The sequence below is a fragment of the Micromonospora sp. WMMD1128 genome, assembly GCF_027497235.1.
GTDB lineage: Bacteria > Actinomycetota > Actinomycetes > Mycobacteriales > Micromonosporaceae > Micromonospora.
Window position 1 is genome coordinate 678,942 of record NZ_CP114902.1, and the last position, 13,221, is coordinate 692,162.

11 protein-coding genes are annotated in these 13,221 nt (G+C 74.1%); 7 read left to right on the forward strand and 4 right to left on the reverse strand.

The annotated features are described in order from the left end of the window. Positions 1-69: 69 nt before the first annotated feature. From O7602_RS03375 to O7602_RS03385, 3 genes are read left to right on the forward strand one after another with little or no spacing between them, the layout of a single operon-like run. A complete protein-coding gene (locus O7602_RS03375) occupies positions 70-1,095 on the forward strand; it encodes a prephenate dehydrogenase/arogenate dehydrogenase family protein (protein WP_281586771.1) in 1,026 nt (341 codons plus the stop codon). Positions 1,096-1,100: 5 nt separating this feature from the next. Then, entirely contained in the window at positions 1,101-1,733 is a 633-nt protein-coding gene (locus O7602_RS03380) for an SIMPL domain-containing protein (RefSeq protein ID WP_281586772.1), read from the forward strand. Further along, positions 1,733-2,380, forward strand: a complete 648-nt coding sequence (locus O7602_RS03385; protein ID WP_281586773.1) for a nucleoside/nucleotide kinase family protein — start codon at positions 1,733-1,735, stop codon at positions 2,378-2,380. Before O7602_RS03380 ends, O7602_RS03385 begins: the two co-directional genes overlap by 1 nt. A 6-nt stretch (positions 2,381-2,386) precedes the next feature. On the opposite strand, the gene O7602_RS03390 is transcribed toward O7602_RS03385, so the two are convergent. Then, positions 2,387-4,966 (reverse strand): hypothetical protein, encoded by a 2,580-nt coding sequence (locus tag O7602_RS03390; RefSeq protein WP_281586774.1) that lies wholly within the window; start codon positions 4,964-4,966, stop codon positions 2,387-2,389. A 95-nt stretch (positions 4,967-5,061) separates the two neighbouring features. Then, positions 5,062-5,616, reverse strand: coding sequence for a sugar O-acetyltransferase (locus tag O7602_RS03395; RefSeq protein WP_281586775.1), 555 nt, complete (start codon positions 5,614-5,616; stop codon positions 5,062-5,064). A 141-nt stretch (positions 5,617-5,757) separates the two neighbouring features. Here O7602_RS03395 and O7602_RS03400 point away from each other — a divergent pair, with 141 nt between their 5' ends. After that, complete coding sequence (locus tag O7602_RS03400; RefSeq protein WP_281586776.1) at positions 5,758-9,096, forward strand: S8 family serine peptidase; 3,339 nt, start codon at positions 5,758-5,760, stop codon at positions 9,094-9,096. Between the two features lie 48 nt (positions 9,097-9,144). Here O7602_RS03400 and dapD read toward each other — a convergent pair whose 3' ends face one another. Continuing rightward, entirely contained in the window at positions 9,145-10,101 is a 957-nt protein-coding gene (dapD, locus tag O7602_RS03405) for a 2,3,4,5-tetrahydropyridine-2,6-dicarboxylate N-succinyltransferase (RefSeq protein ID WP_281586777.1), read from the reverse strand. A 102-nt stretch (positions 10,102-10,203) separates the two neighbouring features. Between dapD and dapE the strand changes: the two genes are divergently transcribed. Beyond that, entirely contained in the window at positions 10,204-11,277 is a 1,074-nt protein-coding gene (gene dapE, locus O7602_RS03410) for a succinyl-diaminopimelate desuccinylase (RefSeq protein WP_281586778.1), read from the forward strand. Positions 11,278-11,326: 49 nt separating this feature from the next. Here the strand turns inward: dapE and O7602_RS03415 are convergent, their stop codons facing one another. Further along, the gene (locus O7602_RS03415) at positions 11,327-11,488 is read right to left on the reverse strand and encodes a hypothetical protein (RefSeq protein WP_281586779.1); all 162 of its coding nucleotides are present in this window, start codon (positions 11,486-11,488) and stop codon (positions 11,327-11,329) included. Positions 11,489-11,645: 157 nt separating this feature from the next. Here O7602_RS03415 and O7602_RS03420 point away from each other — a divergent pair, with 157 nt between their 5' ends. Together O7602_RS03420 and O7602_RS03425 are read left to right on the forward strand one after the other, a co-directional pair. Continuing rightward, positions 11,646-12,515, forward strand: a complete 870-nt coding sequence (locus O7602_RS03420; RefSeq protein WP_281586780.1) for a TIGR00730 family Rossman fold protein — start codon at positions 11,646-11,648, stop codon at positions 12,513-12,515. Between the two features lies 1 nt (position 12,516). Further along, positions 12,517-13,062 (forward strand): TIGR00730 family Rossman fold protein, encoded by a 546-nt coding sequence (locus O7602_RS03425; protein WP_281586781.1) that lies wholly within the window; start codon positions 12,517-12,519, stop codon positions 13,060-13,062. Positions 13,063-13,221: the final 159 nt, after the last annotated feature.

Below are 13,221 nucleotides of genomic sequence, written 5' to 3' on the forward strand. Positions count from 1 at the left end.
ATATCCTCGGCGGGACTTTCCGCGGGGCCACCCGGGCTCCGCCGACGACGCGGACGCCGAGGTGGACCGATGGTGGGCGAGGCCGGCGGGTTGGCACGCGCCGCGGTGGTCGGGACCGGGCTGATCGGCGGCTCGGTGCTGCTCCGGCTCCGTGACGCCGGGCTCGACGTCGCCGGCTGGGACCCGGATCCGCAGACCCGCCGGCAGGTGCGCGAGCAGGGGGTCGCGGTCCCGGACACCGTCGAGGAGGCGGTGACCGGCCGGGACGTGGTGTTCGCCTGCGGCCCGCTGCCCACGCTGCCCGCCACCCTGGCCCGGGTGGCCGCCGCCACCGACGACGGGTGTGTGCTCACGGACGTGGGCAGCGTCAAGGCGGAGGTCACCGTCGCCGCCGCCGCGCAGGGGCTGGGGCACCGGTTCGTGCCCGGCCACCCGATGGCCGGCGCCGACCGGGCCGGGCCGGGCGCGGCCCGCCCGGAGCTGCTCGACGGCGCGGCCTGGGTGCTCTGCCCGGGGCCGACCGGGCTGGCCGCGTTCCGGCGGCTCGCCGCGTTGCTCGTCGACGTCTTCCACGCCCGGGTGGTGCCGATGTCGGCCCCGGAGCACGACGCCGCCGCCGCGCTCGCCTCGCACGTGCCACACGTGCTCGCCGGCGCGCTGGCGGGCACGGTACGGCGGTCGGCGTTGCGGGAGGCGGTGCTGACGCTCGCGGCCGGCAGTTTCTCCGACGGCACCCGGGTCGCCGGGGGGCCACCCGAGCGGACCGCGAACATGCTGCTGGGCAACCGGGACCGGGTGTTGGCGGAGCTGGCCGAGGTGACCGCCTTCCTCGACGAGCTGACCGGCGCGCTGCGGGCCGGGGACGCCGGGGCGCTGGCCGACCGGCTGGCCGAGGCCCGGGCGGCGCGTGCCGCGTTGCGCGACCGCGGCCACAGCGTGCACCGGCGGGAGTTCCCGGCCGACGCGGACCACGCGGGCGAGCTGGCCTACCTGCGGGAGATCGGCACGGCGGGAGGCCACCTCACCGGGTGTCGGGTGGCGGGCGGCGCGGTCGGATACACCGCGCGACTGCCGGCCACCGCGCCGTTAGGCTGAGCGGCATGGCGGACGCACCTGTGGTCGCGGTACGCGGCGAGGCGTACCAGGAGGTCGCTCCCGAGCTGGCCCGGTTCACGGTGACCGCGGTCGCGCGGGACCGGGACCGGGAGACCACGCTGACCCGGCTGGCGGAACGGGCCGCCGCGGTGCGGGCGCTGCTCGACGCGGCCGGGCCGGTCGTCCAGGGGCGGGAGACCGGGCAGGTGAACGTCTGGCCGGTGACGAAGCGCTCGGGCGACCGGATGGTGGCCTACCAGGGCCGGGTGAGCACCACGGTCACGGTCACCGACTTCACCGCGCTCGGCGAGCTGATGCTCCGCCTGGCCGACCACGAGCAGGTCGAGGTGGCGGGCCCGGTGTGGTCGCTGCGGCCGGACAGCCCGGCCTACCGGGCGGCGCGGCACGCCGCGATCGCCGACGCGCTGGCCCGCGCCCGGGAGTACGCGGAGGCGCTCGGTGCCCGCGTCACGGCGCTGCGGGAGCTGTCCGACACCGGCCTGACCGCCGCCCCGCCGATGCTTGCCAAGGCCGCGTACGCCGAGTCCGCGCCGGAGCTGGAGCTGGACCCGGCGCCGCAGCCGGTGCACGCGGCGGTGGAGGCGCGGTTCACCATCAGCGAGCCGGTGCTCGGCTGATGCCGCGGACAGAGGTGCTCGCGCTCGACGAGTTGGTCGCCCGGGCGCGGGCGCTCGCCGAGGACGGCCCGCGGCAGTTGCTCGGCATCGCCGGCGCGCCCGGCGTGGGCAAGTCCACGCTCGCGGAGCGGATCGTCGCCGAGGTCGGCCCGGCCGCCCGGCTGGTGCCGATGGACGGCTTCCACCTGGCCGGTTCGGCGCTGGCCCGGCTGGGCCGGGCGGGCCGCAAGGGCGCGCCGGACACGTTCGACGTCAACGGCTTCGTGGCCACCCTGCGCCGGTTGCGCCGGTTGGAGCCCACCTCGGTGTGGGCGCCGGAGTTCCGCCGTGACCTGGAGGAGCCGGTCGCGGGGGCGATCGAGGTGCCGCCGGAGGTGCGGCTGGTGGTCACCGAGGGCAACTATCTGCTGCTGCGGGACGAGCCGTGGGAGGAGGTGCGTTCGCTGCTGCACCGGGCCTGGTTCCTGGACCTGGACGCCGAGTTGCGGTTACGTCGGCTCACCGACCGGCACGTGGCGTACGGGAAGTCGCCGGAGCAGGCCCGGGCGTGGGCGCTCGGCAGCGACGAGCGCAACGCCCGGCTGGTCGCCGGCACGGCCGAGCACGCCGACCTGGTGGTCCGGTTGGCGGACCCGCCGGAGGGGTGAGGACGGTCAGCCGGCTCCCGGGCGGGGCGCCGGCACGCTCCGGCGCAGCAGTCGGGCCACCACGGCCCGCTCGCGGGTGAACTCCACCGCGTCCGGGTAGCCGCTGTGGCTGCGGATCGGCGGGTCGGCGACCTCGCCGCCGGACGGGTGCAGCGCTTCCGGGTCGGTCACCGACACGTCCCGCTGCCCGGCGCTGACCTGCCAGCCGAGCGGGTCGGTGTCGCGCCAGAAGTTAGTCCAGGCGACATGCCCGTCGGGCCAGGTGACCGCGCGGGCCAGGGTGCGCAGCCGCTCCGGCCCGAAGTACGACGGGAAGACCCGGCCGTAGAGCCGGGTGAGCTGGCAGCCGTAGGAGAAGAACCAGGTCCGGTGCCGCCACCGGCGGGGCAGTTGCAGCAGCATCGCGGCGCAGATGACGGTGCCCTGGCTGTGCCCGGAGAGGATCACGCCGTCCATCCGGTCCGGGTGGTGGGGCGGCAGCGCCAGCAGTCCGGCCACCCGGGTCTGGAGTTCCGGCACGGCGCGTTCGGCGTAGCTGGGCGGGGCGAGCGGGTGCGCGGCCCGCGGCCAGAACGTGCACACGTCCCAGATCACGCCGACCGAGCGGCGTACCGAGTCGGTGCGGTAGACCAGCCAGCCGAGCGCGCTCGTCACCACCGGCAGCCAGCCGAGTACGGCGTCGCCGAGTTCGGCGGCCCAGTGCACGGCGAGCTGCCAGCCCGGGGAGAGCGGGCCGGGCCGGTGGCCGGAGAGCGTGGCGGCGCAGCAGAGGGTGATCAGGACCGCGGACCCGGCCGCGTAGCCGCCGATCAGCCGGACCGCGTGTTCACCCACCAGCCGGTGCAGCGCCCGGTAGGTGCTGACGTCGCGGCAGCGGCGAAGGTCGTGCGCGGAGAGGCCGCCGGCGGAGGTCAGCCCGGCGTACTCGGCGCGGCGCAGGCCGTGCAGCAGGACCGCGGCCCGGACCAGCAGCGCGAGCAGGGTGAGCAGCCCGACCACGCAGGCCAGTCCGGCCCAGAAGACGGCGAGCGGCGGCGTCACGCGGCTCGTGCCGGCGGGCGCGGCCGGTCCGGCGAGCCGTTCGCTGACCCAGTAGAGCAGCCCGGCGCAGTACGCGACGGCCATCATCCAGCCGAAGCCGGCGATGACCGCCGGCGCGCAGCCGTGCCAGGCGAGACCGGTGTACGCGCCGAGCGGCTGGGCCGGCACGGCGGGCCGGAGCCGGGGCAGCAGCAGCCCGGCGACGGCGAGCGCGATGGCCGGACCGACGAGCATCCAGGTCCGTAGTCCGGCCGGTGCGGTGGGCAGGCCGGGCAGGCCGCGTTCGATCCAGGCGACGCCGAGTGGCAGCAGCACGGCGGCGGCCACCGGTCCGGTCAGCGCCCGCCGGCCGGAGCGGTTGGCCGCGCCGATGGCCACCAGCAGCAGCACCTGGTAGGTGACCAGCCAGGCGAGTCCGGTCTCGTAGCCGGGCAGCGGGCGCGCGGTGAGACAGCCGGCGAGGTCCGGTGTCGTCGCGCATCCGACCGGCGGCCGGTACGTGCTCAGCGGCCGGCCGGCCGGACCCTCCGGGAGCAGCAGCAGGACGAAGGTGCCGACCAGCCCGAGCCCGGTGAGCGCCGCCACCGCGACGCTCCACCGACCCAGTGGGGTGGCGCCCTGGCGGCGGCTGAGCCAGGGGCGGCCCACCGCGACCACGGCGATCGTCACCACGGTGACGAACAGCGCCACGGTGGGCCAGGCGACGGCGGCCCGCAGCCCGCGCGGCGGATCCATGATCAGCACCGCGGCGACGGGTACGGCGGCGGCGGTCACCGCTCCGGTGCACAGGTGCAGCACCGCGGCCCGGCGCAACTGGCCCTCGCCGTTCCAGAACGTCGGGTCCTGGAGCGGGTTCTCCAGCGGCTCGGCCGGGTCAGCCGGCTCGGCCGGGTCGTCGCCGCGGCGGGCCGGCCGGGGGCGCGGCTCGGCCGGCATCTCCGCCTCGTACTGATAGGTGCGCCAGGCGAGCAGCCCGATCACGCCCAGCACGAGCAGCGGCAGCAGCAGCCCGAGGGCGAGTGTCCGGGTGCCCTCGCGCCACCAGGAGTTGCCGAGGAACTCCCACGGGCCGGGGATCTGGCCGAGGCACTGCGGGCCCACGCACTGCCAGCCGACGAGGTCCACGCCGATCCCGGTCACGGCGACCACCAGGGTGCAGGTCAGGCTCAGGCAGAACAGCCGGATGAGCCAGGCGGTGATGCCGGACCGGCTGGCCCAGCGTTCCCGGTCCGGGTCCGCCGGGATGCCGGCCCGGGCGTGCAGCGCGACGTTCGCCAGCGCGAAGGGCAGCAGCAGCGTCCAGAGGGCGCGTTGCAGGTCGCGCCGGGTCCGCGCGCCGGAGGTCAACGTCCCCCAGCTGTACGCCTCGACGTTGATCGGGTCGTCCCGCTCGGCGCCGGTGGAGCGGTAGAACCCGGTGACCTGTCCTCCGGCGACCAGCTCGGGTTGGGGAGTGCCGGCCCCTGGCCCGGGGGCGAGGCCCAGTAGCTGATCCGGCGGGGTGTTGGACACCCCGTGCACCCGTAGTTCCAGCACGCGCTCCATCGCGGTCCCCCAGAGTAAGCGTTCCACTACCCAGAGTGCTCGCTATTTCCGGAATCCGCATCCCCCGGAAGGGGTTGTTTCGGCAGCTCAGGCAATTAGGCCAGGGTTTTTATCGGGCGGGCGGGGTTACCCACCGCCACCACGTTCGCCGGCAGGTCGCGGGTCACCACCGCGCCGGCGCCGACGACCGTGTTGTCGCCGACGCTCACCCCGGCGAGCACGATCACCCCGCCGCCGAGCCAGGCGTTGTCGCCGATGGTGATCGGCTCGGCGGCCTCCCACTTGGCCCGGCGGGCCTCCGGCTCCACCGGATGCGTGGCGGTGAGCAGTTGCACGTTCGGTCCGAGTTGGACGTCCGCGCCGATGGTGATCCGGGCGACGTCGAGGAAGACCGCGTTGAAGTTGACGAAGCTGCGCGGCCCGAGGTGGGTCTGGTAGCCGTAGTCGCAGTGGAACGGCGGTCGGATCCAGGCGCCCTCGCCGAGCGAGCCGAGCAGGTCGCGCAGGGCGGCGAGGCGGCCCTGCGGATCGTCGGCGGAGCTGCGGTTGAAGCGTTCGGTGAGTCGGGCGGCGCGGTCCAGGTCGGCGATGATCGCGGGATCGTCGGCGATGTACGGCTCGCCGGCCAGCATCCGGTCCTTCATGGTCATCGACGGATCATCCCGGCCGGGTGGAGGGTTGGAGCCGGTTCGGTCGGATTAGTGACTTCCGATTGCATACCCGGTATGCAATGCTGGTAACCCACATCGATGTGACATGCGTCGATGAAACGCCTCACGAAGGAGAGAAGGTTGCCCCGGAATCGCAGAAAGCTGGCCGCGCTCGGCCTCGCCCTGGGCCTGGCGCTCGGCCTGCCCGTGCCCGCACACGCCGCCGCCCCGGCGGCGACGACCGGCACACCGGCCCACACGGGCACGTCCGGCCGACCGGCCACCGTCACCCTCATCACCGGCGACCAGGTCACCGTCGCCCCCGCCGGCCGGATCGCGGTACGCTCCGGCGCCGATCGCACCGGGATGCAGTTCGTGGTCCGCCGCGAGCGGCAGGGCGTCAGCGTGGTGCCCCAGGACGCCCTGGCCCTGGTCCGGTCCGGCCGGCTCGACCCGCGACTGTTCGACGTCACCGGGCTGATCGCGGCCGGCTACGACGACGCGCACCGCGACACCGTGCCACTGCTTGTCGCGTACCGCCAAGGGGTGGCCCGGCGGGCCGCGAGCCCGCTCGCCGGCACCCGGGTGATCCGCGACCTGCCGGCGATCGGCGGCGCGGCGCTCGTCGCCACCAAGTCCGACACCGGCGCGCTCTGGCACGCGATCGGTGCGGACCGCTCCGGCGCCCGGCTCGACACGGCGGGGGGTGTCGACCGGATCTGGCTGGACGGCCGGCGGCAGCTGACGCTCGACCACAGCGTGCCCCAGATCGGCGCCCCGGCCGCCTGGTCCGCCGGATACACCGGCAAGGGCGTGACGGTCGCGGTGCTCGACACCGGCGTCGACCTCACCCACCCCGACCTGGCCGGCAGGGTCGCCGCGTCGCGCAACTTCAGCGAGGAGACCAACCCCGACGACATCGTCGGGCACGGCACCCACGTCGCCTCGATCATCGCCGGCAGCGGCGCCGCCTCCGGCGGGAAGTACCGGGGCGTGGCGCCGGACGCCACGCTGCTCTCCGGAAAGGTCTGCGAGGTCTACGGCTGCACCGACTCGGCGATCCTGGCCGGCATGCAGTGGGCCGCCGCCGAGCAGCACGCCACCGTGGTCAACCTGAGCCTGGGCGGCTACGACACGCCGGAGGTCGACCCGCTGGAGCAGGCGGTCAACACGCTCACCGCGCAGACCGGCACGCTCTTCGTGATCTCCGCCGGCAACGACGGCGCCGACGGCTCGGTCGGCTCGCCGGCCACCGCCGACGCCGCGCTGGCGGTCGGCGCGGTCGACCGGGACGACGAACTCGCCGTCTTCTCCAGCCGTGGGCCCCGGGTCGGCGACGGGGCCATCAAGCCGGACATCACCGCGCCGGGTGTGGAGATCGTGGCGGCGCGGGCCGCGCACGGCCAGATCGGCGACCCGGTGGGGGACGGGTACGTCTCCCTCTCCGGCACCTCGATGGCCGCCCCGCACGTGGCCGGCGCGGCGGCGCTGATCGCCCAGCAGCACCCCGGCTGGAACGCGGGCCGCTACAAGGCCACGCTGATGGCCTCGGCCCGGCCGCACCCCGAGCAGACCGCGTTCCAGCAGGGCGCCGGCCGGGTCGACGTGGCCCACGCGATCACCGAGCAGGTGACGAGCGAGCCCGCCTCGGTCTCGTTCGGCCTCGCGCTCTGGCCGCACGCCGACGACAAGCCGATCAGCAAGACCGTCACCTACCACAACGACGGCGCCGCCCCGCTCACCCTCGACCTGGGCACCGAGTTCGCCGGCCCGGGCGGGCGGTCCGCGCCGGCCGGCATGCTCACCCTCAGCGACTCCCGGCTCACCGTCCCGGCCGGCGGCACCGCCCAGGCCACCGTCGTGGTGGACACCCGGCTCGGCGTCGACGGCTACTGGACCGGTCGGCTCGTCGCCCGATCCGGCGACACCGTCGCGGTGACCCCGCTGGCGGTCAACCGGGAGGTGGAGAGCTACGAGCTGACCGTGACCCACCGGAACCGGGCCGGCGCGCCCACCGACAGCTACTACACCACCCTGATCGGGCTCGACGACGGCTCGGTCCGGGACGTGTTCGGCGCCGCCGAGACCACGATCCGGGTGCCCAAGGGCCGGTACGGGGTGCAGAGCCTGCTCTTCGTGGACGGCGACGAGGGCTGGTCGGAGGTCTCCACGCTGACCCAGCCGGAGCTGGCGGTGACCGGGAACCAGCGGCTCACCCTGGACGCCCGGCGGGCGAAGCCGGTCCGCACCACGGTGCCGCAGCGCGGCGCGGCCCCGCTGCTGATCGACATCAGCGCCGCCTGGAACGTCGGTGACTTCTACGCCACCTTCGGGCTCCTGACGGACCGGTTCGACGGCCTCTACTCGGCCCAGCTCGGCCGCAACGTCTCCGACAAGGTCTTCGTCGGCGCACTGGCCAGCCAGTGGACCGAACCGACCGCGCCGGAACGCAGCCCGTACTTCTACGGGTTGAGCGACGTGTTCCCCGGCCGGTTCCCCACCGGGTTCGTCAGGCACTACCGACAGGCCGATCTGGCGACCGTCACCAGCCGGTTCGACAACGGCTACGCCGGGCTGGCCAACGAGCGGACCATCTACCCGGAACTCGACTACAACATGGGCGGCTCGGCGATCATCCTGCCGGCCCAGGTGCCGGGGAAGCGGATCGAACACCTCAGCACCGACCGCACCCGCTGGAGCTTCGAGCACGACTTCGGCCAGCCGAACCCGGACAACGGATGGCTGGAGCCGCAGGCGTTGCTGTCGGCCGGGCCGACCCGCTACCAGGCCGGCCACGCCTACTCCGAGGTCTGGAACAACGCGCCGTACGGCCCGTCCTTCGCGCCGCAGCCGCGCTTCCCCGAGGAGGGCATCACCCGCACCGGGGACACGGTCCTGGTCTCGCTGCCGACACACAGTGACGCGGCCGGTCACCAGGGCTTCTCGCTCACCGACACGGCACGCACCGCGCTCTACCGCAACGGCAAGCTGGTCGGTGCGGAGGCCGGCGCCGGGTACGGCGAGTTCGAGGTGCCCCCTGGTGCGGCGAACTACCGGCTCGACACCACGGCGACGCGCAGCTTCACGGACCTGAGCACCGAGGTCTCGGCGAGCTGGACGTTCCGCTCCAAGCGGGTGCCGGGCGACGAGCCGGCGCGGCTGCCGGCGATGGCGGTCCGGTTCACCCCGCCGCTGTCGGCGGACGGCGCCGCGCCGGCCGGCCGGACGTTCACCGTCCCGGTGGCGGTGCAACGCCAGCCGGGCGCGCCGTCCGGCAAGGTCACGGCGCTCACCGTCGACGTCTCCTACGACGGTGGGAAGACGTGGCGGAAGGCGACCGTGACGAAGCGGGGCGGCGGCTGGACGGCCACCGTCAAGCACCCGGCCGGCCCCGGCTACGTGTCGCTGCGGGCCTCCGCCCGGGACGACGCCGGCAACACCGTGACCCAGCGGATCATCCAGGCGTACCGCCTGCGGTGAGCCCGCCCGTCCGGGCCCGCGACCTCGCGTCGCGGGCCCGGCGGGTGGTCAGTTCGCGTGCAGGGCGGCGTTCAGCTCGATGCCCCGGCCGGTCCGCGGCCTGGCCTCCAGCGCGCCGCTCACCGAGTTGCGCCAGAACAGCAACCCGTCCACGCCGGACAGCTCGCGGGCCTTGACCACCCGGCCGTCCGGCAGGCTGATCTTCGAGGCGGCGGTGATGTAGCAGCCGGCCTCCACCACGCAGTCGTCGCCGAGGGTGATCCCGACGCCGGCGTTCGCGCCGACCAGGCTTCGCTCGCCGATCCGCACCCTCTCGGTGCCGCCGCCGGAGAGCGTCCCCATGATCGAGGCGCCGCCGCCGATGTCGGAGCCGTCGCCGACCACCACGCCCTGCACGATCCGCCCCTCCACCATCGAGGCGCCGAGCGTGCCGGCGTTGTAGTTGACGAAGCCCTCGTGCATCACGGTGGTGCCGGCGGCCAGGTGCGCGCCGAGCCGGACCCGGTCCGCGTCGGCGATCCGCACGCCGGCCGGCACCACGTAGTCGGTCATCCGGGGGAACTTGTCCACCCCGTACACCGCCAGGTGGCGGCCCGCGGCCCGCTCGATGACGCGCAGCTCGTCCACCCGCTCCGGCGGGCACGGGCCGGCCGAGGTCCAGGCCACGTTCGCCAGCTTGCCGAAGATGCCGTCGAGGTTCAGCTCGTTGGGCCGCACCAGGCGGTGGGAGAGCAGGTGCAACCGCAGGTACGCGTCGGCGGCGTCCTTGATCGGGTCGTCGAGCGAGCCGATCACCGTGGTCACCTCGACGGTACGCAGGCCGGGCAGCGCCCGCTCGCCGATCGCGCCCGGCGGCAGGTCCAGCACGTCGGCCTGGTCCTCCCCGGGCACCAGGGGCAGCTCGCCGAGCCCCAGCTTGCCGGTCGGGTACCAGGCGTCGAGCACCTGGTCGTCGGCGGTGACGGTGGCCAGGCCGATGCCCCAGGCGGATGGTGCGGACGTCACGGTGTCACCTCTCGTTCCGGCGGCGGCGTCCGCCGCTGCTCGCGGCCGTGGGCGCGGAACGTGTGCCTCGCACCCACCGACGATGACGGTACCGTGCGATACATGCAGAACCCGTTGACCCCCGAGGTCCTGGCCGATCCGGTGGCGCTCACCCGCGCCCTGGTCGACATCGAGTCGGTCTCCCTGAACGAGAAGGCGATCACCGACTGCGTCGAGGAGGTGCTGCGCGGCGTACCGCACCTGCGCACCTATCGACACTCGAACACGGTGATGGCCCGCACCGAGCTGGGCCGGGCGCAGCGGGTGGTGCTCGCCGGCCACCTGGACACCGTTCCGCTCAACGACAACTTCCCGTCGACCATGCGCGGCGACCTGATGTACGGCTGCGGCACCTCGGACATGAAGTCGGGGGTGGCGTTCGCGCTGCACCTGGCGGTGACGCTGCCCGACCCGCGCTACGACGTCACCTACTTCTTCTACGAGGCCGAGGAGATCGAGTCGCGCTACAACGGCCTCACCCTGGTGGGGGAGAGCCACCCCGAGTGGTTGCGGGCCGACTTCGCGGTGCTGTTGGAGCCCACGTACGGGATCGTCGAGGCGGGCTGCCAGGGCACCATGCGGGCGGTCGTCACCACGCGCGGCGAGCGGGCCCACGCGGCGCGTTCCTGGCACGGGGTGAACGCCATCCACGGCGCGGGCGAGGTGCTGCGCCGCCTGGGCGCGTACGAGGCACGTCGGGTGACCATCGAGGGCTGCGACTACCGGGAGGGGCTCAACGCCACCGGGATCCACGGCGGGGTGGCCGGCAACGTCATCCCCGACCTCTGCGAGATCGAGATCAACTACCGGTACGCCCCGGACCGCGATCCGGTGACGGCCGAGGCGCACCTGCGCGAGGTCTTCGCCGGCTTCGACCTGCGGGTCACCGACGCGGCTGCCGGGGCGGCCCCGGGGCTGGACAACCCGGTGGCGCAGGAGTTCCTGGCCGCGGTCGGCGCCGCCCCGATCGGCAAGCTGGGCTGGACGGACGTGGCCCGGTTCGCGGCCCTGGGCATCCCGGCGCTCAACTTCGGCCCTGGCGACCCGAACCTGGCCCACCACAGGGACGAGCACGTCGAACTGACCAAGATCCGTGACGGCGCGGCCACCCTGCACCGCTGGCTCGCCTCGGCCTGACGTACCGACGATCCGGAGCCCACGCGCGGCGTCGCGGGGCCCCGGATCGTCAGACGCTCGAAGACAGCGACGTGTCCGCCTCGTCGGTCTCGGCGGCCGGCTCGGCGCGGTGGGCCTCCATCATCCGGGCCCGACGACGCTCGGCCACCACGTCGTGGATCCGCCGCTGCATCTGCCGGCGGATCCGGATCATCTCGCTGTTGCTGATCAAACGCTTGCTCCTCCCCCGAAGGCGCGTCGCCCCGGGCATACCGGGTATGTGAATAGTAAGACGTGCCCGCCACCGAAAAAGTTGCCTTGATCGCGAAGATTTTCTCCGGCAGGCCCGTCTACGCGCCGCCCCGCCGGTGCTCCACTACGGTGGCCCCATGACTGAGAGCAGCAGAAAGCCGGCTGAGCAGGGGCTGCCGCGGGGGGAGCGGCACCGCGGCGCGGTCACGCTGCGCAATCGAGCGATTCCTAACAGTACCGCAGATCAGCGGCTGCTCGACTCCCGGGGGCGCAGCGACTGGAAGACCAAGGACGCCTGGCGGGCCCTGCGAATCCTCTCCGAGTTCGTCGAGGGGTTCGACACGCTCGCCGACCTGCCGCCCGCGGTAAGCGTCTTCGGTTCGGCCCGCAGCAAACCCGACAGCCCGGAGTGCCGCCTGGCCGAGGAGTTGGGCGGTGCCCTGGCCCGAGCCGGCTACGCGGTGATCACCGGCGGCGGCCCGGGCGTGATGGAGGCCGCCAACCGGGGCGCCGGGGAGGCCGGCGGCCTCTCCGTCGGGCTCGGCATCGAGCTGCCGTTCGAGCAGGGCCTCAACGACTGGGTCGACCTCGCCATCGACTTCCGCTACTTCTTCGCCCGCAAGACCATGTTCGTCAAGTACGCCCAGGCGTTCGTGGTCCTGCCCGGCGGGTTCGGCACCATGGACGAGCTCTTCGAAGCGCTCACCCTGGTGCAGACCGGCAAGGTGACCCGGTTCCCGGTCGTGCTGATGGGCGCCGACTACTGGGGCGGCCTGCTCGACTGGCTACGCGACCGGATGGCCGCCGACGGCAAGATCGGGTCGGGCGACCTCGACCTGATCTGCGTCACCGACGACGTCAACGAGGCGGTCCGGCACATCGTCGAGGCCGAGGCGGTGCTCTCCGCCGAGCAGGAGGCGGTCCGCGAGGAGGCGGTCGCCCGCGTGGCCGCCGACCAGCGGGCCGCCGCCGAGGCCGCCCCCGAGGGCCCGACGGGTCGGCGCTGACATGGCAAACATCTGCGTGTTCTGCGCGTCCTCCCGTACCCTCGACGACCGCTGGCTGGCGCTTGCCACCGAGACCGGCACCGAGCTGGCCCGACGCGGGCACACCCTGGTCAGCGGCGGTGGCTGCGTCGGCATGATGGGCGCGGTGGCGGACGGCGCCCGGGCCGCCGGAACACGCACGATCGGAGTCATCCCGCAGCCCCTGGTCGTCCTGGAGGCGGCCGACCTGGCCGCCGACGAACTGCTCGTCACCGACGGAATGGCGAGCCGCAAGACGATGATGGTCGACAAGTCGGACGCGTTCGTCACGCTGCCCGGCGGGTTGGGCACGCTCGACGAGCTGTTCGAGGTCTGGACCACGGCCACCCTGGCCCTGCACACCAAGCCGATGGTGCTCGTCGACGCGGACGGGTTCTACCGGCCGCTGCTCGACTGGCTCGGCACCCTGGCCGACCGCCACTTCCTCAAGCCGGCCGCACTCGACCTGGTGATGGTCGCCGACAGCGTGCCCGCCGCCCTCGACCTCATCGACGCCCGCCTCACCTGACGCGCCCCCGCTCCCGTCTGGCCCCTGCTTCCGTCTGGCCCCTGCTTCCGTCTGGCCCCTGCTTCCGTCTGGCCCCTGCTTCCGTCTGGCCCCTGCTTCCGTCTGGCCCCTGCTTCCGTCCCGCCCCTGCTTCCGTTCCCGCCCTGGTCCCGCCCAGCC